The 20,894-nt window shown below is 65.6% G+C and carries 18 protein-coding genes and 1 other RNA gene; 5 read left to right on the top strand and 14 right to left on the bottom strand.

Annotation, left to right across the window (positions count from 1 at the left end; genetic code table 11):
• Positions 1-112: 112 nt before the first annotated feature.
• The 12 genes from ACVISU_RS31935 to rsmH all read right to left on the bottom strand — a co-directional run bounded on the left by ACVISU_RS31935 (position 113) and on the right by rsmH (position 14,910).
• Complete coding sequence (locus ACVISU_RS31935; RefSeq protein ID WP_456709577.1) at positions 113-1,099, bottom strand: D-alanine--D-alanine ligase family protein; 987 nt, start codon at positions 1,097-1,099, stop codon at positions 113-115.
• Positions 1,099-2,016 carry a UDP-N-acetylmuramate dehydrogenase gene (murB, locus tag ACVISU_RS31930; protein WP_456710947.1) on the bottom strand — a complete coding sequence of 306 codons (918 nt, stop codon included), beginning with the start codon at positions 2,014-2,016 and terminating at the stop codon, positions 1,099-1,101. The genes ACVISU_RS31935 and murB overlap by 1 nt, the downstream gene beginning before the upstream one ends.
• 2 nt (positions 2,017-2,018) lie before the next feature.
• Complete coding sequence (gene murC, locus ACVISU_RS31925; RefSeq protein WP_456709576.1) at positions 2,019-3,422, bottom strand: UDP-N-acetylmuramate--L-alanine ligase; 1,404 nt, start codon at positions 3,420-3,422, stop codon at positions 2,019-2,021.
• A gap of 102 nt (positions 3,423-3,524) precedes the next feature.
• Positions 3,525-4,625, bottom strand: coding sequence for an undecaprenyldiphospho-muramoylpentapeptide beta-N-acetylglucosaminyltransferase (gene murG, locus ACVISU_RS31920; RefSeq protein WP_063695363.1), 1,101 nt, complete (start codon positions 4,623-4,625; stop codon positions 3,525-3,527).
• A 35-nt stretch (positions 4,626-4,660) separates the two neighbouring features.
• On the bottom strand, positions 4,661-5,812 hold the full coding sequence (gene ftsW, locus ACVISU_RS31915) for a putative lipid II flippase FtsW (RefSeq protein ID WP_456709575.1): 1,152 nt from the start codon (positions 5,810-5,812) through the stop codon (positions 4,661-4,663).
• 319 nt (positions 5,813-6,131) lie between these two features.
• Positions 6,132-7,532: a UDP-N-acetylmuramoyl-L-alanine--D-glutamate ligase gene (gene murD / locus ACVISU_RS31910; RefSeq protein WP_456709574.1), complete on the bottom strand. Its 1,401-nt coding sequence runs from the start codon at positions 7,530-7,532 to the stop codon at positions 6,132-6,134.
• Between the two features lie 8 nt (positions 7,533-7,540).
• Positions 7,541-8,647, bottom strand: coding sequence for a phospho-N-acetylmuramoyl-pentapeptide-transferase (mraY, locus tag ACVISU_RS31905; protein WP_050403237.1), 1,107 nt, complete (start codon positions 8,645-8,647; stop codon positions 7,541-7,543).
• 10 nt (positions 8,648-8,657) lie between these two features.
• A complete protein-coding gene (locus ACVISU_RS31900; RefSeq protein WP_456709573.1) occupies positions 8,658-10,091 on the bottom strand; it encodes a UDP-N-acetylmuramoylalanyl-D-glutamyl-2,6-diaminopimelate--D-alanyl-D-alanine ligase in 1,434 nt (477 codons plus the stop codon).
• Positions 10,088-11,569: a UDP-N-acetylmuramoyl-L-alanyl-D-glutamate--2,6-diaminopimelate ligase gene (locus ACVISU_RS31895; protein WP_456709572.1), complete on the bottom strand. Its 1,482-nt coding sequence runs from the start codon at positions 11,567-11,569 to the stop codon at positions 10,088-10,090. The genes ACVISU_RS31900 and ACVISU_RS31895 overlap by 4 nt, the downstream gene beginning before the upstream one ends.
• Before the next feature lie 124 nt (positions 11,570-11,693).
• Positions 11,694-13,466, bottom strand: a complete 1,773-nt coding sequence (locus ACVISU_RS31890; protein WP_430641553.1) for a peptidoglycan D,D-transpeptidase FtsI family protein — start codon at positions 13,464-13,466, stop codon at positions 11,694-11,696.
• Positions 13,463-13,912, bottom strand: a complete 450-nt coding sequence (ftsL, locus tag ACVISU_RS31885; RefSeq protein ID WP_050403233.1) for a cell division protein FtsL — start codon at positions 13,910-13,912, stop codon at positions 13,463-13,465. Before ftsL ends, ACVISU_RS31890 begins: the two co-directional genes overlap by 4 nt.
• 2 nt (positions 13,913-13,914) lie before the next feature.
• Positions 13,915-14,910 (bottom strand): 16S rRNA (cytosine(1402)-N(4))-methyltransferase RsmH, encoded by a 996-nt coding sequence (rsmH, locus tag ACVISU_RS31880; protein WP_456709571.1) that lies wholly within the window; start codon positions 14,908-14,910, stop codon positions 13,915-13,917.
• A 474-nt stretch (positions 14,911-15,384) separates the two neighbouring features.
• On the opposite strand from rsmH, the gene ACVISU_RS31875 reads away from it, so the two are divergent.
• Complete coding sequence (locus ACVISU_RS31875; protein ID WP_456709570.1) at positions 15,385-16,257, top strand: N-acetylmuramoyl-L-alanine amidase; 873 nt, start codon at positions 15,385-15,387, stop codon at positions 16,255-16,257.
• A gap of 107 nt (positions 16,258-16,364) precedes the next feature.
• Positions 16,365-16,589 (top strand): hypothetical protein, encoded by a 225-nt coding sequence (locus tag ACVISU_RS31870; RefSeq protein WP_050403230.1) that lies wholly within the window; start codon positions 16,365-16,367, stop codon positions 16,587-16,589.
• A gap of 61 nt (positions 16,590-16,650) precedes the next feature.
• On the opposite strand, the gene ACVISU_RS31865 is transcribed toward ACVISU_RS31870, so the two are convergent.
• On the bottom strand, positions 16,651-17,907 hold the full coding sequence (locus ACVISU_RS31865) for an RNA polymerase sigma factor (RefSeq protein ID WP_456710946.1): 1,257 nt from the start codon (positions 17,905-17,907) through the stop codon (positions 16,651-16,653).
• A gap of 72 nt (positions 17,908-17,979) precedes the next feature.
• The gene (locus ACVISU_RS31860) at positions 17,980-18,336 is read right to left on the bottom strand and encodes a YciI family protein (RefSeq protein WP_050403254.1); all 357 of its coding nucleotides are present in this window, start codon (positions 18,334-18,336) and stop codon (positions 17,980-17,982) included.
• Between the two features lie 147 nt (positions 18,337-18,483).
• Here ACVISU_RS31860 and rnpB point away from each other — a divergent pair.
• From rnpB to ACVISU_RS31845, 3 genes are all read left to right on the top strand, one after another.
• Positions 18,484-18,908, top strand: an RNA gene (gene rnpB / locus ACVISU_RS31855) — RNase P RNA component class A.
• A 102-nt stretch (positions 18,909-19,010) separates the two neighbouring features.
• A complete protein-coding gene (locus ACVISU_RS31850) occupies positions 19,011-19,190 on the top strand; it encodes a hypothetical protein (protein WP_050403228.1) in 180 nt (59 codons plus the stop codon).
• 177 nt (positions 19,191-19,367) lie between these two features.
• The gene (locus tag ACVISU_RS31845) at positions 19,368-20,807 is read left to right on the top strand and encodes a DUF1254 domain-containing protein (protein WP_456709569.1); all 1,440 of its coding nucleotides are present in this window, start codon (positions 19,368-19,370) and stop codon (positions 20,805-20,807) included.
• Positions 20,808-20,894: the final 87 nt, after the last annotated feature.

Raw genomic sequence — 20,894 nt, 5'->3', positions numbered from 1 at the left:
GAGGTGTATTTTGATCAACGCTTTGAGTACTTTGCCGCGAACCCGTTAGCATTTTGGCAACAGCGCCGGGTTCCATGCAGCCGACTCGTGCGGGTTCCCCACCCGATCGGCCTTAACGCCTGGCGCGGCGGCGGCCGAGCTCGATCTGGTCGGCCAGGAAGTGGCCAAAGCCGATGCCCTGTGCTTTCAAGGCCTTAGGGTAAAGGGATGCCGCGGTGAGGCCGGGCAGCGTGTTGGTCTCGAGGTAGACCGGGCCAGTGGCCGACACGATGAAATCGCTGCGCGAGTAGCCGGTGCAGGACAATGCGCGGTGCGCCCGCAACGCATGATCCATGATCGCAGCGCTGACCTCGGGCGCGAAGCGGCCGGGACAGATCTCCTGGGTCGACTTCAGGAGATATTTGGCTGTGTAGTCGAAGCCCCCCTCCGCCGGCACGATCTCGATCGGCGGCAGCGCGAACACCGTGCCGTCGGATTGCTCGAGCACGCCGCAGGTCGCCTCGACGCCCGATACGAACGGCTCGATCAGATAGTCTTCATGCTTCGCCGCATTGCGGACTGCGACGAGGTCCTGTTTCGCGTTGACGAAGATCAGCCCGTAGCTCGAACCGTCCTTGGCGGGCTTTGCGATCAGTCTGCCGTGCTTCGCGAAGGCATCGTCGATCTCGTCGACGGTGATGCCCTGCGGCGCGTTGAGGCCCGCGATCGCGGCGAAGCGCTTCGCCGACGGCTTGTCGAACGCCAGATGCGATGACGCGGAGCCCGAGCCGGTGAACGCGACGCCGCGCATCTCGCACATCGCCTGCAACTCGCCGTTCTCCGCGCGGCCACCGTGCAAACCGAGCACCAGCACGCGCTGCTCGACGCTGGCTTTGTCGAGCGCCTGGTCCAGCGCGATGCCGCGACCATCGGGCTTGAAGTCGATCTCGAAGGGCCGCGTGTGGCCGAGCAGCTGTTCGGACGTCACCGCATGCACGGTATCGTCGACGTCCCAGAACCAGAGCTCCGCATCGGGCAGCGCGCGATGCAGCGCCTGCGCGCTCGCCACCGAGACCAGCCGCTCCTTGTTGGTGCCGCCGAACAGAATGGTCACCTGCATCAGCTCTTCCCGATCCGCTTGATTTCCCAGTGCAGCTCAATTCCGCTGGTCTGCTTGACCCGTTCCCGCACCGTCTCGCCGAGCGTCTCGATGTCATGCCCGGTGGCGTTACCGGTGTTGATCAGGAAATTGCAGTGCATCTCCGACACCTGCGCGCCGCCGACCTTGAGGCCACGGCAGCCGGCAGCGTCGATCAGTTTCCAGGCGCTGTTGCCCGGCGGGTTCTTGAACGTCGAACCGCCAGTCTTTTCGCGGATCGGCTGCGCGGTCTCGCGATGGGTCTGCACCTCGTTCATGCGGGTGCGGATCGCATCCGCATCGGTGATCCTGCCGCGGAAGCGCGCCGATGTGAACACGATCGACGGATCGACGCCGGAGTTGCGATAGACGAACTTCATATCCGCATTGCCGAACATGTGCTTCGTGCCGTCACGGCCGATGCCGGTGGCCTCGATCAGCACGTCCTTGGTCTCTCCGCCATTGGCGCCGGCATTCATGCGCAGCGCGCCGCCGACCGTGCCGGGAATCCCGAACAAGAATTCCATGCCGCCGATATCAGCCGCCGCCGCCGTCTCGGCGACGCGCTTGTCTAGCGCTGCGGCACCGGCGGTGACGACATCGCCAGCCGCACTGGTCTCGCCGAATGCGCGCGGCGCGAGCCGGATCACGACGCCAGGCATGCCGCCATCGCGCACGATCAGGTTGGAGCCGACGCCGACGACATAGACCGGCAATTCCTGCGGCAGGCGCTTCAGGAAATAGGCGAGATCATCCTCATCGGCCGGCGTGAACAGCACCTGCGCCGGACCGCCGACGCGAAACCAGGTCAGCTCCGCCATCGACTGGTTCGCCAGCAGCCGCCCGCGCAACTCCGGCATCGCGGCTTTCAGGTCGGGCGTGATGTCCGGGAAGGTCACGATCACCCCAGCGCCTTCAATTCGCCGGGCAGTGCGTAGGCCCATTGCGTGATGTTGCCGGCGCCGAGACAGACCACGAGGTCGCCGGACTTGGCGAGGCCGTGCACGATCTTCGCGAGCTCACCGGCGTCAGGCAGCGGCACAACGTTGCGATGGCCGTGGGCGCGCAGGCCGGCGGCAAAATGGTCGCGGTCGATGCCTGCGATCGGCGTCTCGCCGGCCGGATAGACCTCCGCAACCACGACCGCATCGGCGTCGTTGAAGCAGGTGCAGAACTCCTCGAACAGCGACTGCAGGCGGGTGTAGCGATGCGGCTGCACGACGGCGACGATCTTGCCGTTGGTGGATTCGCGCGCCGCCTTCAGCACGGCCGCGATCTCGACCGGATGATGACCGTAATCGTCGATCACGGTGATGCCGTTGGTCTCGCCGGTCTTGGTGAAGCGTCGCTTCACGCCGCCGAAGCCGGCCATCGCCTGGCGGATCACATCGTCGGACACGCCGAGCTGATGCGCGACTGCGATCGCCGCCGTCGCGTTCGACGCGTTATGGCGTCCCGGCATCGGCAGCATGATGTCGGCGATCTCGTGCGTCGCGCCCGACTTGCGATCGCGGATCGCGACCTTGAATTTCGAGCCGCCGCCCATCGGCGTCAGGTCTAGCAGCTGCGCGTCGGCCTGCGGATTCTGCCCGTAGGTGATGATGCGGCGATCCTCGATCTTGCCGACCAGGGTCTGCACCACCGGATGATCGGTGCACATCACGGCAAAGCCGTAGAACGGAACGTTCTCGACGAAATTGCGGAACGCGTCCTGGATCGCTTCGAACGTTTTGAAATGATCGAGATGCTCGGGATCGATATTGGTGACGATGACGACGTCGGACGGCAGCTTCAGGAAGGTGCCGTCGCTCTCGTCGGCTTCCACCACCATCCAGTCGCCGGCCCCGAGCCGCGCGTTGGAGCCGTAGGCATTGATGATCCCGCCATTGATCACGGTCGGATCGAGCCCGCCGGCATCCAGCAAGGTCGCCACCATCGTGGTCGTGGTGGTCTTGCCATGGGTGCCGGCGATCGCGACGCAGCTCTTCAGCCGCATCAGTTCGGCCAGCATCTCAGCCCGCCGCACCACGGGAATGCGCCGCGCGCGGGCCGCCATCAATTCGGGATTGTCGCGCTTGATCGCGGTCGAGACCACGACGACATCGGCGCCATCGACATTCTCGGCGGCGTGGCCGACCGAGATCTTGGCGCCCTTCTTGCGCAGCCGATCGAGGTTGTAATTGTCCGACGCGTCCGAGCCTTGCACGGTGTAGCCGAGATTGATCAGCACCTCGGCAATGCCGCTCATGCCGATGCCGCCGATCCCGACGAAGTGAATGGGTCCGATCTCGCGCGGCAGTCTCATGCTGGTGCTAGCCTCATTGTGTCCAATCGACTTATGAAAGACGCGGGTAGCCGAGACAAGCCCGGCCATAACGCCCCATGGCCGAAAATTCCTCGCGAACGCCTAAATTCCTGCCACTTTTGCCACCAGATCGGCCAGCCGCTCGGCGGCATCGAGCCGGCCGACCCCGCGCGCGGCCTCCGCCATCGCAGTCAATCTCGCGGGCTCGGCGGCGAAGGCCGAGATTTCGGCGGCGAGCCGCGCCGGCGTGAAGTCGTTCTGCGCGATGCGCAGCGCGCCGCCGGCCTGCGACAGCACGCCGGCATTGGCGAACTGGTCCTGATCGATCGCGCCCGGCAGCGGCACCAGGATCGAGGGCCGGCCGATCGCGGCAAGCTCGGCGACGGTGCCGGCGCCGGAACGCGAGATCACCAGTTGGCTCGAGGCGAGCCGCGCCGGCAAATCCGTGAAGAACGGCGCCAGCTCGGCATTGATCTTGAGCCGGTCGTAGATCGCGCGCACCCGCGCCATGTCCTCTTCGCGCACCTGCTGGGTGATGATCAGGCGGCTCCACAGCGCGGGATCGAGCTGCTCGATCGCCGGCGGCACGATATCGCTCATCACCCGCGCGCCCTGGCTGCCGCCGACGACGAGCAGGCGCAGTGGCCCGTTCACCTCCGGCGGCGTGTATTTCACCGCGGCGGCGGCGAGGATCGCCGGCCGCATCGGCGTGCCGACGGTGGTCGCCTTGCCGGCGAGCGCGGGATCGCGATCGAGCACGCCCGGCAGCGAGGTCGCGATCGCGTTGACGCGGCTGGAGAGGAAGCGATTGGCACGGCCGAGCACCGCATTGGCGTCGTGGATGACGCCGGGCACGCCGAGCAGCCGCGCGGCCATCAGCGGCGGCAGGGTCGGGTAACCGCCGAAGCCGACGACGGCCGCGGGCTTCAGCCGGCGCACCACATTGGCGGCCACCAGCGTGCCGTAGCCGAGCATCAGCACGGTTTGCGCGAGCGAGACCGGGTTGCGGCTGCGCACGGTCGCGCTCGGCACCAGCTCGATACTCTCCCGGCCGAACAGGCCGGAATAGCGCAGCGCGCGGCCGTCGGTCGCCAGCCGCACCCGCAGGCCACGCCTGATCAGTTCCACGGCGAGCGCTTCGGCCGGGAATAAATGGCCGCCGGTGCCGCCGGCCGCCAGCAGAATCAGGGGCGCGTTGTCCATGGTTCCCAGTTAACCGACGCCGCCGTCACAGTCACCTACGCGTAGGCGCGCCGGGCGCTGGCGCCTTCCATCGATTCGATCTCGGTGCGCGGTCGCTGCCGTGTCAGCGCAAGCATCATGCCGACGCCATAGGCGAGCGACACGAATGATGAGCCGCCATAGGAGATGAACGGCAGCGTCATGCCCTTGGCCGGGATCAGTTGCAGATTGACCGCCATGTTGATGGTCGCCTGCACGCCGAACAGGATCGCAAGCCCCGACGCGGCGAAGCGCGAGAACATGTCCTCGGTGGCGTAGGCGCGCGTCAGCGTGCGGATCACGATGAAGCCGAACAGCGCGACCAGCATCAAGCAGAGGATAATGCCGAACTCTTCCGCCGCGACCGCGAACACGAAGTCGGTGTGGCTGTCCGGCAGGCTGCGTTTTGCAATTCCCTCACCGGGTCCGAGACCGAACCAGCCGCCGTTCCAGAACGCCTCCATCGCGGTGTCGACCTGGAAGGTATCGCCGGAAGCGGGATTCATGAAGCGCTTGATGCGGCCGGCGACGTGCGGCACCAGGAGATAGGCGCCGAACAGGCCGGCGCCGGCGGCGCCCGCGAGCCCGAACACCCAGATCATCCGCATGCCCGCGATGAAGAACAGCGCGCCCCAGACTGTCGTGATCAGCATGGTCTGTCCGAAGTCGGGCTCCAGCACCAGGAGCGACACCAGCGTCATCAGCAGCACCAGCGCCATCGACGTCGCCGGCATCTCCGGCCGTTTGGTGGATTCCGCAAACAGCCAGGCCGCGACGATCACGAAGGCGGGCTTGGCGGCTTCGGAGGCCTGGATGTTGACGCCGAGCAGCGTGATCCAGCGCCGCGAGCCCTTGACCTCGGGCCCGACCAGCAGCGTCAGCACGATCAGCGCGATCGACAGCACGAACACCACAAGTGCAGTGCGTCGGATCTGCCGCGGCGTCATGAACGATACGCCGATCAGCACGATCAGTGAGGGCACCAGGAACATGACGTGGCGGTTGAAGAAGTGGAACGGATCGAGCCCGATCCGGGTCGCGACCGGCGGGCTCGCCGCCAACGACAGGATGACCCCGGCCAGCATCAACGCGGCGATCGCCACAAGCAGCAGCTTGTCGACGGTCCACCACCAGTCCGAGAACGGGGTGCGTTGGTCACGGGCGAGCATGGGCGTCCCCAGATGGCAGAGATAACGTTCATTCGTGGCGCAGGATGGTTTCCAAGGGGTTAACGGGTTGGGTAACTTTTGAGGGAGGGGCTTTGGGAAGTCGCTTTAAAGCTCAACGCCGCCGCCTGCCCCCTGCCAACCCAGTCATCCTGAGGGCGCGACCGCAGCGAGCCTCGAAGGATGCGCGGCCACCAGCCGTGCCGCCGTGCTTCGAGGCTCGCTTCGCTCGCACCTCAGCATGACGGTGCAAGTTCTGATTCAACCGTCAGACAGCTTATGCGGCGTCTTCACCCGCCGGCGAATGACGGACAACTTGTGTCTACACCACCGGCTTGATGCCGGGCAGCGCCTGGACGATGTCGCGGAAGGCGGTGCCGCGGATTTCGAAATTGCGGTACTGGTCGAACGAGGCGCAGGCCGGCGACAGCAGCACGACGGCTTCGCTCAGTCCCGACGCCTCGGCATCGCGCGCGGCGCTGACGATCGCGACGTCGAGCGTGCCGGACATCTCATGCGGGACGCGGTCGCCGAGCGTACCGGAGAATTCGGCCGCCGCCTCGCCGATCAGATAGGCCTTGCGGATGCGTGGGAAGTATTCGGTGAGACCGGTGATGCCACCGGCCTTCGGCTTGCCGCCGGCGATCCAGTAGATATCGGCGAACGACGACAGCGCATGCGCGGCGGCATCCGCGTTGGTGCCCTTGGAGTCGTTGACGAACAGCACGTTGCCGCGACGGCCGACCTGCTCCATGCGATGTGCCAGACCCGGGAAGCTGCGCAGGGCGTTCTGCAGCACATCGGTCGCAATCCCCATCGCCAGCGCACAGGCCGAGGCGCAGGCCGCGTTCTGCGCATTATGCAGGCCGCGCAGCGAGCCTATGCCGCCGAGACGCGCGACCTCGCTGCGCGCCGCACCCTGGGCACGCACGATGGTCTCGTGCTCGACATAGAGGCCGTCGGGCAGCGGGTTCTTTACCGAGATGCGCACCACGCGCTTGCCGGCGCGATCGAGCCGGTCGGCGATGTCGCGGCACCAGCCATCGTCGACGCCGACGATCGCGGTGCCGCCCTGTTGCACGCCAACGACCAGCCGCTCCTTGACCGCCGCGTAATGCTCCAGCGTGCCGTGGCGATCGATGTGGTCCTCACTGATGTTGATCAGGATACCGACCGAAGGATCGAGCGATGGCGCAAGGTCGATCTGGTAGGACGACATCTCGATGACATGGACGCGGCCCATCCGCGGCGGCTCCAGCGACAGGATCGCGGTGCCGATATTGCCGCCCATCTGGGTGTCGTAGCCGGCGACCTTCATCAGATGCGCGATCAGCGCCGTCGTGGTCGACTTGCCGTTGGTGCCGGTGATGGCGACGAACGGCGCGTTCGGTGCATGACGGCGCCGTTCGCGGCAGAACAGTTCGACGTCGCCGATCACCTCGACACCGGCCTCGCGCGCCTTCAGCACGCTCCAGTGCGGCGCCGGATGCGTCAGCGGCGCACCGGGGGTCAGGATCAGGGCGGCGAAATTCGCCCACGACACGGTGCGCAGATCGGCGGTGGTGAAGCCGGCCTGCGCCGCCTTGGCGACGTTGTCGGCACTGTCGTCGGCCGCGATCACCTCCGCGCCACCGGCCTTCAGCGCGTGGCAGCTCGCGAGCCCGGAGCCGCCGAGCCCGAACACCGCGACCGTCTTGCCCGAGAAGGAGGTGACCGGGATCATGGTGACGCTCAGCGCAGCTTGAGGGTCGAGAGGCCGGCGAGCGCCAGCATCACCGAGATGATCCAGAACCGGATCACGATCTGCGGCTCGGTCCAGCCCTTCTGCTCGAAATGATGGTGCAGCGGCGCCATCCGAAACACGCGCTTGCCGGTGAGCTTGAACGAGGTGACCTGGACGATGACCGAGACCGCCTCCAGCACGAACAGGCCGCCGATCACGGCCAGCACGATCTCGTGCTTGACCGCAACGGCGGTGGCACCCAGCATGCCGCCGAGCGCGAGCGAGCCGGTGTCGCCCATGAAGATCGAGGCCGGCGGTGCGTTGAACCAGAGGAAGCCGAGACCTGCGCCCAGCACCGCGCCGCATAGCACCGCCAGTTCGCCGGTGCCGGCGACGTAGTTGATCTGCAGGTAGTCCGAGAACACCGCGTTGCCGGTCAGGTACGAGATCATGCCGAAGCTCGCGGCCGCGATCATGACAGGCACGATCGCGAGGCCGTCGAGGCCGTCAGTCAGGTTCACCGCGTTGCCGGCGCCGACCATCACGAAGGCGCCGAAGATCACGAAGAACCAGCCGAAATTGATCACGAGGTCCTTGAAGAACGGTATCACAAGCGAGGTCGAGGACACGTCGCGGCCGAGCCGGACCAGCGCGTAGGTGGCGGCGAGCCCGATCGCTGCCTCGATCAGGAGCCGCAGCTTGCCGGCGAAGCCGCTGTGCGACTGCTTTGTGACCTTGAGATAATCGTCATAGAAGCCGACGAAACCAAAGCCGAGCGTCACCGCGAGCACGATCCAGACATAGGGATTGAGCGGGTTGGCCCAGAGCAGCGTCGACACCACGAGCCCGGACAGGATCATCAGCCCGCCCATGGTGGGCGTGCCCTTCTTGGAGATCAGGTGCGATTGCGGGCCATCGGTGCGGATCGGCTGGCCCTTGCCCTGCCGCAGCCGCAAATGATCGATGATCCAGGGCCCGAACAGGAACACGAACAGCGCACCGGTCACCATCGCGCCGCCGGTGCGGAAGGTGATGTAACGGAACACGTTCAGAGCGCTGCGGAATGGCCCAAACCCCGGAACGGTGTTGGACAGTTCGATCAACCAGTAGAACATTCAAAAAGTCCTATACCGCTTCTTCGTGCGCGGCCTTGTCGGGGAAGCGTTTTTCCAGCGCGCTGACAATGAGCTTCATCTTCGATCCCAGCGAGCCCTTCACCATGATCACGTCACCGGCACGGACCGCGGCGACCACCTGCGCTTCGAGCGCCGCCGAACTCTCGGCATAGCCTCCCCGCTTGCCCGGGGAAAGGGCATCCCACAGATTCCGCATCAGCGGACCACAACAATATACGAGGTCGATGCGGTTGGCGGTCACGGCCTCGTTCAGGTCGCGGTGCAGGTCGGGCCCGGTCGGCCCGAGTTCAAGCATGTCGCCGAGCACGGCGATGCGGCGGCCATGCGGCCCGGTCTGGGCCTGGCCGAGCACGTTGAGCGCGGCGCCCATCGAGGCCGGGTTGGCGTTGTAGCTCTCGTCGATCAGCGTCGCCTCGCCATGGCCGACCTCGAGCGCGCGGCGAAGACCGCGACCGGACGGCGCTTCGAGCTGCGACAGCGACAGCGCCGCGCGCGCGATATCGGCGCCGAGCAGCGACGCGCCCGCGAGCACCGCGAGCGAGTTCATCGCCATGTGCCGGCCGGGCATGCCGATCTTGTAGGTGATGTCATGATCCAGAATGTCGGCGTGCACCGCCGAACAGGTCGCATGCAGCGAGAGATCGATCAGCCGCGCCTCGGCACGCTTGTCGGCGCCGAACGAGACGATGCGCGAGATGCCGGCTTTCTTGGCCTGCTTCTGCAGCCGCGCGAACTGCCCGTTGTCGCGGTTGAGCACCACCGCGCCATTGGGCTCCAGCCCTGCGAATATCTCCGCCTTGGCGTCAGCGATCGCCTCGATCCCGGAGAAAAATTCCAGATGCACCGGCTCGATCGTGGTGATGATTGCAACGTGCGGGCGCACCATCTTGACCAGCGGCGTGATCTCGCCGGCATGGTTCATGCCGATCTCGAACACCGCAAAGCGCGCGCTCGCCGGGCAGCGCGCCAGCGACAGCGGCACGCCCCAGTGATTGTTGAACGAGGCAACCGAGGCATGGGTCTCGCCTTGCGCCGACAGCACGCGGCGCAGCGCCTCCTTGGTCGAGGTCTTGCCGACCGAGCCGGTCACCGCGATGATGCGCGCGTTGAGCCGCGCGCGCGAGGCGTGCGCAAGTTCGACGAGGCTGGCGAGCACGTCGTCGACCACGAGCAACGGCACATCGGCGGGAAATTTTGCCCGTTGCGCGGTCTCGACCACGGCGAGCCCGGCGCCGGCCTTCAGCGCGGCCTCGACGAAGGCATGGCCGTCATGGACGTCGCCCTTGATGGCGAAATACGCATCGCCCGGCGCGATGGTGCGACTGTCGATCGAGAGACCGGTGACGCCGTTTGGCAATGCGCCTTGCGTGGCGGCGCGCATCGCTTGCGCCATCGCATCCGAGGTCCACAACATCGTGCTCATGCGCCCTCCTCTGCTAGCGCGGCAGCAACCGCCTCATGATCGCTGAAGGGCAGCGTCGTGCCGCCGACGATCTGCCCGACCTCATGGCCCTTGCCGGCGACGACCAGCGCGTCGCCGGGCTCGAGCCCGGCAATCCCGGCGCGAATCGCGGCAGCGCGGTCGCCGATCTCGCGCGCGCCCTTTGCAGTGGCCATGATCGCGGCGCGGATCGCCTCCGGCTTCTCGCTGCGCGGATTGTCGTCGGTGACGATGATGTGATCGGCGTTCTCGGCCGCGATCGCGCCCATGATCGGACGCTTACCGGCGTCACGGTCGCCACCGGCGCCGAAGATCACGACCAGCCTGCGCTTGGCATAGGGCCGCAGCGCCTGCAGCGCCTTGGCGAGCGCATCGGGCTTGTGGGCGTAGTCGACGAAGATCGGCGCACCATTATGCTCGCCGACGAATTCAAGCCGGCCCTTGGCGCCCTCGAGATGTTCGAGGCAGCCGAACACGTCTTCCGTCGCGCTGCCGGTGCCGATCGCAAGGCCAGCCGCGACCAGCGCGTTCTCGATCTGGAATTCGCCGACCAGCGGCAGCCGGATCGCGTGCTTACGCCCGCGGTGCTCGATCACGAGCTTCTGGGCAAAGCCTTCGATTGCAGCATCGGTGAGCTTGATGCCCTCGGCGGCGTCGGCATTGCGGCCGACCGCGATGATGCGCAGGCGCCTCGCCCGCGCCGCGTCGATCACTTGCGCCGAGCAGTCGTGATCGGCCGAGATCACCGCCGCGCCGCCGGGCGCAACGAGATCGCGGAACAGGCGGAGCTTCGCATTGAGGTAGTGCGCGACGTCGGGATGATAATCCATGTGGTCGCGCGACAGATTGGTGAAGCCGCCGGCTGCGATGCGCACGCCGTCGAGCCGATACTGGTCGAGACCGTGCGAGGAAGCCTCGAAGGCGAGATGGGTGACGCCGTCACGCGCGATCTCGTCGAGTTGGCGATGCAGCGCGATCGGGTCGGGCGTGGTCAGCGAGCCATAGACGGTGCGCTTGTCCGAGACGAGGCCGATGGTGCCGATGCTAGCGGAGGAGTGACCGAGCCGTTGCCAGATCTGGCGCGTAAAGGCCGCGACCGAGGTCTTGCCGCTGGTGCCGGTCACCGCCGCAATCGTTGCGGGCTGGCGCGGATAGAATATGGCCGCGGCGAGCGCCAGCGCGCGGCGCGGATTCGGTGTCATCACGAACGGCACGCCAAGCGCGCGCTGGGGCCGATGGTCGCCGGCGACCGCGACGGCGCCCGCGGCGATCGCCGCGTCGACGAAGCGTGCACCGTCAGTCTTGCTGCCGGCCAGCGCGAAGAACAGGTCGCCCGGCTTCACCGCGCGGCTGTCGACCGCAAGGCCACCGACGACGATCTCGTCGGCACTCGGATCGATCCTTGGGTCGATTCCTGGATCGATCGTGGCATCGGCGCTGAAGAGGTCGCGAAGTCTCATGATCTTCCAGTCCGGCCGGCGCCGTTCTGGCGCCGTTGTCTGAGCATGGTCTGGTCCGGAAAACCGCTTCGCATTTTTCGCTACCGCGGCCGTTCCGGTCCGGATCATGCTGTGAATATACGCCTTACTGGGTTGTTCTGGATGCCGCAAGAATAAGGCGGTCGGACGGCGGCAGGTCGAAGCGCGGTTCAACGCCCAAAAGCGGCGCAATTCGGGCGATCACGTTGCCGCCGGTCGGCACCGCATTCCAGCCCGAGGTGATGAAACCGTAGGTCTCCTTCAGGGGCTGCGGCTCGTCGAGCATGATCAGCAGCTGGTATTTCGGATTGTCGGCGGGCAGGATCGCGGTGAAGGCGTTCAGCACGCGCTTCTTGGCGTAGCGGCCGTTGATCACCTTCTCCGCGGTGCCGGTCTTGCCGCCGATATAGTAGCCCTTGACGTCGGCCTTCTTGGCGGTACCGACCTCGGCATTGAGCCGCATCAGATAGCGCATCTTGTCCGAGGTTTCGGGCTTGATGACGCGCTTGGCCAGCGCCATCGCCTCCTGCTCGGAGCGTTTCAGGAAGGTCGGCGGGATCAGGTAGCCGCCGTTGACCAGCGCGTCGATGCCCATCACCGCCTGCAGCGGCGCCACCGCGATGCCGTGACCGAACGAGATGGTGACGGTGTTCAGTTCGCCCCACTTCTTCGGCACGATCGGCGAGGCGCTCTCCGGCAATTCGGTGCGCAGCCGCTCGAGCTGCCCCATCTTGCGCAGGAAGGCCTTGTGCGCGTCGACGCCCATCGCCAGCGCAATGCGCCCGGCGCCGATGTTGGAGGAATAGTAGAACACCTCCTTCATGTTGATCATGCGGCCCATGTTGTGATCGTCATGGATCGCGAACTTGCCGTAGTGCAGCGGGCCGCGCGCATCCCACATCGAGTTGAGATCGAACCGGCCGCTATCCAGCGCCATCGCCAGCGTGAACGCCTTGAAGGTCGAGCCCATCTCGTAGACGCCGGTGGTCAGGCGGTTGATGCGATCAGGATCGTGCGCCTCCTTCGGATTGTTCGGATCGAAATCCGGCAGCGACACCATCGCCACGATCTCGCCGGTGCGCACGTTGGAGACGAGGCCGGAGGCGGCCTTGGCCTTGAACTTCTCCTTCGCCTTGATCAACTCGTCGCGCAGCGCGTGCTCGACCCGCAGGTCGATCGACAGTTCCACCGGCTTCTGCAGCCGGTCGGTGGCAAAGCCCGCGCGGTGCAGATCGGCCAGACCGTTATTGTCCAGCCACTTTTCCATGCCGGCGATGCCCTGGTTGTCGATGTTGACGAGGCCGATCAGATGGGCGACCTCGTTGCCGGTCGGATAGACGCGCTTGTTCTCGCGCAGGAAGCCGACGCCGGGAAGGCCGAGGCGATGGATGTCGTTCTGTTGCTTCGGCGTGATCTCGCGCTTCAGCCAGACGAAGCCCTTGCGCGACGAGAGGCGGTCGCGCACCTCGCTGGTGTCGAGATCGGGCAAGGCTCCGGTCAAGAGCTCGATCGCCTCGTCCTTGTCGATCAAGCGGCGCGGCTCGGCGAACAAGCTCGGCGCCTTGACGTCGGTCGCAAGAATCGCGCCGTTGCGGTCGGTGATGTCCGGCCTCGCGGTTGCGATCGCATCCTGCGAGGCGGCGCGTCGCGCACCATGACTGTCGGCGCCCACGGCGAACAGCACGAGACGTCCGGCCAGCACGCAATAGACGGCGGCGAAGGCAAGGATCGCAAGGCCGACGCGCGCGCGCGCTTTCGCGGCACGGTCGACATTGCTGCCGTACAGCAGCGAGCGGACCAGCCGCGCGCGCCAGGGTTCGGCGGATTTCCCGGCCGGTTGGTTGGCGGGTGCCGGATCGGTCATGGCAGGTCCCGTCATTGCTGATCTCCCCCGCCCTGCTCGGTTTCGTCGGGCGCGGGCTGGTCGGCGGCCGGCTGATCGGTCGCCGGCTTGCCAATCGATCCGGTGGTGCTGTCGGGCGCGGCGGCGGCCTCGATGGTGTCGATCATCGCGCCGATCGGATCGCGCGAACCGGGCCGCGTGAAGCTCGGCGGCCGCTCGGGCAGGTTCTTCAGGGAATCGTACTGGTTGGCGTTGACCGGCTTCAGCGGCAAGTGGCGTTCGGCAAGCCCTTGCAGCCTGAGCGGCGCGTCGAGCTTGGCCCATTCGGCACGCAAGGCGGCGATCGCGTTGCGCTGCTCGCGGATCTCGGCGTTGAGCTGCAGCACGCGCTCGACCCGCGCAGTCGATTCCATCTTGATGCGGTAGACATAGGACGCCGCGAAGATCAGCATGCCGATGACGAGGAGATGGAGGAGACGCATCGTCACCCTCCCCGTTTCAGGTCGGCAAGGCGCGGCCATGACGGCAGGTCGTCATCCGGATGCGCCGGCGCCGCCGTGCGTTCGGCCGCGCGCAGCTTGGCCGAGCGGGCGCGTGGATTGGCTGATATCTCGGCGTCACTGGGTGTCACCGGCCGCTTGGTCAGGATCTGAAAGCTCGGTGCCGATTGCGCCACTTCGGGCAGATGCCGCGAGCCGCCGGAGACCTTGCCGCGCTCACTGAGGAAATTCTTGACGATGCGGTCTTCCAGCGAATGGAACGAGACCACGGCGAGCCGGCCGCCCGGCTTCAGCACGCGCTCGGCCGCAGCCAGCGCGAGGTAGAGCTCATCGAGCTCCTCATTGACGAAGATGCGTAGCGCCTGAAAGGTCCGTGTCGCCGGATGGATCTCGTTCGGCTTGGCGCGCACCACCTTGCCGACGATGTCGGCGAGCGCCTCGGTCGTCGCGATCGGCGCGTCCTTGCGCGCGGCGGCGATGGCGCGCGCGACGGCGCGCGAATGGCGCTCCTCGCCGAAGATATAGATGATGTCGGCGAGCTGCTTCTCGGAAGCGGTGGCGATCACATCGGCCGCGGTCGGACCGCTCTGCGCCATGCGCATGTCGAGCGGGCCACCGAGGCGGAACGAGAATCCGCGCTCGGCCTGGTCGAGTTGCATCGAGGAGACGCCGACATCCATCACGACGCCGTCGACCTGATCCACCCCCTGCGATGCGCAGACCTCCGCGAGATTGGAGAAGCGATCCTCGACCAGCGTCAGCCGGCCGTCCGAGCCGTCGACCAGATCGAAGCCGCCTGTTATCGCGGTGCGGTCGCGGTCGATGCCGATGACGCGCGTATCGGCGACATCGAGGATCATGCGGCTGTAGCCGCCGGCGCCGAAGGTCGCGTCGACATAGATGCCGCCGGCGCGCGGATCGAGATAGGCGACCGCCTCGCGGCCCAGCACGGAAATGTGACGGGGCGCACGCTCGCTCATGCGCCACCCCCGGAGAGGGCCGCGTTGCTGGCATGCAAGCTGGCTGCGCGCCGACTCATTGCGTCTCGAATCCTCGCGCTGGTTGTTCCGGCAAAACGGCCGCTGCGTGATGTCAGCGCCAACTCCCGTCCTCGGCCGCAAATCCTGATATCCGACCGGAATTGGGTGGGTTTCCATGGGATTTCGCGCAAACAGCGGACCTTGGCCGTCCCCCGAAACCGGTTCGGCACTTCACCTCTCAGTAACGGCACTTAACGTTAAGAAAACGTTGATGATCGGTTAGCGGAATCGCTCGCCTTTGAGGCGGATTCGAATGATAGCCTCGGCGCCTGCTCCGGACATCGTTGTGCGGCGCGCAGAACCCTGGAACTCACAGGCTGACTGCGCGGCCCTCACGGTAAAGGAATAGTAAACGCCTATTTGTTTATCCATATGTCAAAATGCGTTCTCCTGGTTCGGGTTTGAGTGATTCGTATGGCTTCTGGTTCGTCCTCGTCCGGCAACGCTGATCCGAAGCGTCAGCGCGTCCTTCCTGTTCCGAAGGGCGTGGCCGACGTGCAGACGTTCACCCCGGATTCCTCGATCGCCTCGGACGTGATCCCGTCGGTGAATTTCGGCGACCGCGCCAACAACCGGCAGCCCGACATGATCGTGCTGCACTACACCGGCATGCCCGACGTCGAGGGCGCGATCGCCCAGCTCTGCACCGCCGGCACCGAGGTCTCGGCGCATTACATCGTGCTCGAGGACGGCCGCATCGTGCAATGCGTGCCGGAGAGCAAGCGCGCCTGGCACGCCGGCGTCTCCGCCTGGGCCGGCGAGGACGATATCAATTCCTGCTCGATCGGCGTCGAGATCGTCAATCGTGGCCACGATTGGGGCTATCCCGACTTCCCGCTGCGCCAGATCGCGGCCGTCATCGCACTGTGCCGCGGCATCATGCTTCGGCGCAAGGTGGTCTCGCATCGCGTGCTCGGCCATTCCGACGTGGCTCCGGGGCGCAAGAAGGATCCCGGCGAGAAATTTCCCTGGCACTCGCTGGCCAATTCCGGCGTCGGGCATTGGGTGCAGCCGGCGCCGATCGTGCGCGGCGACGCGCTGCAGCTCGGTGCGATCAGCGATGCCGTCTCCAACATGCAGGCCGCGTTCCGACGCTACGGCTACAACATCCCGACCAACGGCAAGTTCGACGGCCCGACCATGGAGGTCGTCACCGCCTTCCAGCGTCACTTCCGCCCCGAGCGCGTCGACGGGATCGCCGACCGCTCCACCATGGCGACGCTACACGCGCTGCTCGAGACGCTGCCACCGGATGCTGCGGCGCAGGTCGCGGCGAAGGCGAAGTAAGGCTCCGTCTCTCCACCGCCATTGCGAGCCAAATCCGCACGCGCAAGACGGAACTTTTCGCCATCCGGCGTCTTCTTCATTGGGGCGGTCTGAGTGGAGATTCGTCCATGTTCAAAGCACTCATCACCGGAGCTGCAGCCATCGGCCTCATCGCAGCTCCAGTCGCCGCAGGTGCGATGTCGACCCAGGACAAGTCCATGTCGACCCATCACAAGACCCACAAGGTCCATCATGCGCAGAAGAAGATGATGGCGCCCGGCACCACGACCGGCATGTCGAGTGGAACGACGACCGGGCAATCGGCCGGCGCCAAGGCCAAGACAGGATACTGAACAGATCCGACGCCGCGCGGCACGCTGACGATCATTGATATCAAAGCAGTGCCTTCGCAAGTCACGCACGAGATCGGGTGACGTCACCCATCTCGGCGGTCCTTCGCGCGTAAAGCCGCCGCAGCGGCTCGAGTTGCGTCGCCGCGGTGGCGGCAAGATAGGCCTGCCGCGCTTCCTCCTTGCGGCCGAGGCGGCGCAGCAGGTCGGCGCGCACCGCGGGCAGCTGGTCGTATCCCTTCAGGCTGCCGCGCGCGTCCAGCGCGTCGATCAGATCGAGCGCGCGCGCCGGGCCGTCGACCATCGATACCGCGGCGGCGTGGTTGAGCTCGATCACCGGCGACGGGCTGATGCGGAGCAGCACCTCATAGAGACCGGCGATCTGCGGCCAGTCGGTATCCTCATAGCTCGGCGCCCGGGCGTGCAGCGCGGCGATCGCGGCCTGCACCGCGTAGGATTGCGGCCGGCCCGGCATCTGCAGCGCCTCCTCGACCAGCCTCACGCCCTCGGCGATCTGCCGGAAATCCCACAGCGAACGGTCCTGCTCCTCGAGCAGCACGATGTCGCCGCCTGCGGTCTGGCGGCCAGCTCGGCGCGCGTCGTGCAGCAGCATCAGCGCCAACAGGCCCTTGATCTCGCCGCGTGCCGGAATCAAGCCATCGAGCAGCCGCGCCAGCCGGATCGCCTCGCGGGCAAGATCGGGCCGCATCAGATCCTCGCCCGCGGTCGCAGCATAGCCCTCGGTGAAGACGAGATAGATCACCGCGAGCACGCCGGTGAGGCGCGGCTCCAGCGCCTCGCGCTCCGGCACCTCATAGGGAATGCCGGCGAGTTTGATCTTCTGCTTGGCGCGCAACAGCCGCTGCGCCATCGCGTCCTCGCTCACCAGGAACGCGCGCGCGACCTGCGCGGTCGTCAGCCCGCACACCGTGCGCAGGGTCAGCGCAACCTGGACCTCGGCGGCAAACGACGGATGGCAGCAGGTGAAGATCAGCCGCAGCATGTCATCGTCGAGCGTCGCCTCGGCCGGTTCCGGCGACGGCTCCGCGTCCAGCAGCAATTGATGCGTCAGCTCCTGCTGCTTGCCGCGAAACGAAACCGCGCGGCGGACGCGGTCGATCGCCTTGTTGCGGCCGACATTGACCAGCCAGGCGCGCGGATTGGCGGGGAATTCACCGATCGGCCAGCGCTGCAGCGCGACCGCGAAGGCATCCTGAAGCGCATCCTCCGCCAGATCGAAATCGCCGACGAGGCGGATCAGCGTTGCGAGCGCCCGGCCCGCTTCGTCACGGAAGATTTTCTCGATCTGGCTCGGGGTCATGGCCATCGATCGGTGCTCAACGGCCGCGCCAGAGCACGCGGCCGCTGCATTCATGATGCGATAATGCCGTCATCACGGTTTGTCGTAGATCATCACCGGCCTGACCTCGATCGAGCCGGTCTTGGCGCCGGGAATCCGCGCCGCAAGGCCGAGCGCGGTGTCGAGATCCTTGGCCTCGACCAGATAATAGCCGCCGAGCTGTTCGCGGGTCTCCGCGAACGGCCCGTCGGTCGTCAGCGTCTTGCCGTCGCGGACCCGCACGGTGGTTGCGGTCGACACGGGTTGCAGCCCGTCACCCGCCTTGAAGTGCCCGCTCTGGATGATGGACTGGGTGTAAGCGCCGTACTCCGCCGTCACTGCCTTGCGCTCGTCGGCGGTCATGTGGGCGTATTGCTCGTCGCTCCGGTAGATCAGCAGCAAATATTGCATCTCGTCTCTCCTCTTGATCGGCTGGATCGCCGACACCCAGTCGAACGGGCGACAGGTCAAACGACATCTTCAGGATAAATTATTCTGGCGGCTTTGGCGGCGGTTATCCGCTTGACGGATCGGGCGGAAACGCCCATGCCGTGGGGGTCAGTCGGCCGGACGGCCGCTCCCGCCGGTGCCGAAAGGCCGCGGGGGAGGAAAGTCCGGGCTCCATCGACATGCGGTGCCGGATAACGTCCGGCGGGGGCGACCCCAGGGAAAGTGCCACAGAGAACGAACCGCTCCCCCTTTCCGAAAGGGAGGGACGAGTAAGGGTGAAAAGGTGCGGTAAGAGCGCACCGCGTTTCCGGCAACGGAGACGGCATGGCAAACCACACCGGGAGCAAAACCGAATAGGGACGGCAACGCGGTTAGTTCGCGCACGCGCGATAACACCGCAGGGCGATGTCAGGCCCGCTGTCCGGGTAGGTTGCTCGAGGCAAGGTGCAAACCTTGTCCCAGAGGAATGGCCGTCGCGTACCATTCGCGAGAATGGTGCCCTACAGAACCCGGCTTACAGGCCGGCTGATATTTGGACCATGAGGGGCTCGGCGCGACACGCCGGGCCCCTCGCCATTTTGGCCGCCACGCATGCATTCCATTTGCTAGGATGTCTGCCTCGCGGAGGATCGCAGATGGACCTTCAGAAGATCATGGCGAAGGCACGAGACATCGCCAGGAGCAGCGGCACGATCACCACCGAACAACTCAACGGCTTGTGCCCCAACAACATGGAGTCCGAGGACATCACGGCTCTCTTTAAGGCTCTCAACGCCGAGGGAATTCATCTCAAGGACGACGAAGCAGAACCATAGAGGCGATTGCCTGGGCAAGGGTTCTCGCCGAGTTGGTGCGGCGCAAGCGTGATTGCACATGCAGCACGACGTCGGGCTCCAGATGCAACGACGACGTGCGCGCGACCGACATTGATGCAGATCAAGGTGCCTGGAACTCGTTTCGCTGACCCTCCGGATCAGACCAGGAGGCCTACCATGTCGATCACGCGTCGTCAGGCACTTGCGCTGCTGTGCGCCGGGGTTTCGCCACTCGCGATTTCACACGCTGCACGCGCCGATTTTGATGGCCCGGTTGTCCGGGCACTGGAGGGCGGTGAGGATTTCTGGCTCGCCCAGGACGCCTATATCTACGGATATCCGCTGGTGACGATGGAGATGACCCGCAGGGTCATGACAAACGTCGCCAAGCTGGAAGGCACACGCGGGCCGATGGGGCAATTCGTCAAGCTCCGCAAGTACCCGGATGCGAGCTTCAAGGATGTAACCGCGCCCAATGCCGACACCCTCTACACCACGGCCTGGATCGACGTCGGGGATGAGCCCTGGGTCCTGAGCATACCGGACATGAAGGAGCGCTACTTCCTGTTCCCGATGTTGGATGGCTGGACCAATGTCTTCCAGGTGCCGGGCAAACGCACCACCGGCACCAAGGCGCAGACCTACGCGATCACCGGACCGGGCTGGAAGGGGACACTCCCAGCAGGGGTCAAGGAATACAAGTCTCCCACAAGCATCGTCTGGATCCTGGGCCGCATTTACTGCACCGGCACGGCGGAAGACTATGCAGCCGTGCACGCCGCCCAGGACGAGTTCAGGCTCGTGCCGCTTGGCGCCTACGGCAAGTCGTATGCACCTGCGTCAGGCAAGGTCGATGCGTCGATCGACATGAAGACGGCGGTTCGGGACCAGGTCAATCGGATGGACGCAGCTGCGTACTTCACGCTTCTCGCGCAACTGATGAAGCGCAATCCGCCGGCGCCCGCCGACGCGGCTGAGGTTGCGAAGTTTGCGAAGATCGGTCTCGTTCCCGGCAAGGACTTTGATACGAGCAAATTCGATGCCGCATTTGCCAAGCGGGTCCCGCAGGTGGCGTTCGACCGGATCATGTTGCAGTTCAAGGTCAACAACGCAATCCGGAACGTGAACGGTTGGGCTTTCGACGGCGAAGCCGGCACCTACGGCACCAATTATCTCAACCGCGCCCTTGTCACGGCAATCGGCCTCGGCGCAAACCGAATTCAGGATGCATGCTATCCCACATCGCAGAAGGATGCCGACGACAAGGACTACCTTGGCAGCAACAAGTACGTCATGCGCTTTCCGAAGGGGCAGCTTCCTCCGGTCGCAGGCTTCTGGTCGCTCACGATGTATGACGAGAACTATTTCTTCGTCGCCAATCCGATCAATCGGCAGTCGATCAGCGCCCGCCAGAACCTCAAGTCCAACCCGGACGGCTCGGTCGAACTCTATATCCAGAAGGACAGCCCAGGCCCCGACAAGGAGAGCAACTGGCTGCCCGCGCCTGCGGGCAAGTTCATCCTGATGCTGCGCATGTACTGGCCGAACGAGAAGTCGCCATCGATCATCGACGGCAGCTGGAAGCCGCCACCCGTCCGCAAGGTGACAAGCAGCTAGAGCGCTTTCGAGCGAAGTGGATTCCGGCTCGCGTGAAGAAAACGCGTCAAAACAAAAAGCCAGAACTTCAGTTCTGTTTCACTCAGA

Source organism: Bradyrhizobium sp. USDA 4452 (assembly GCF_054063575.1).
The sequence above is the reverse complement of the archived record's forward strand: the minus strand, read 5'-3'. Positions and strand labels throughout refer to the sequence as shown.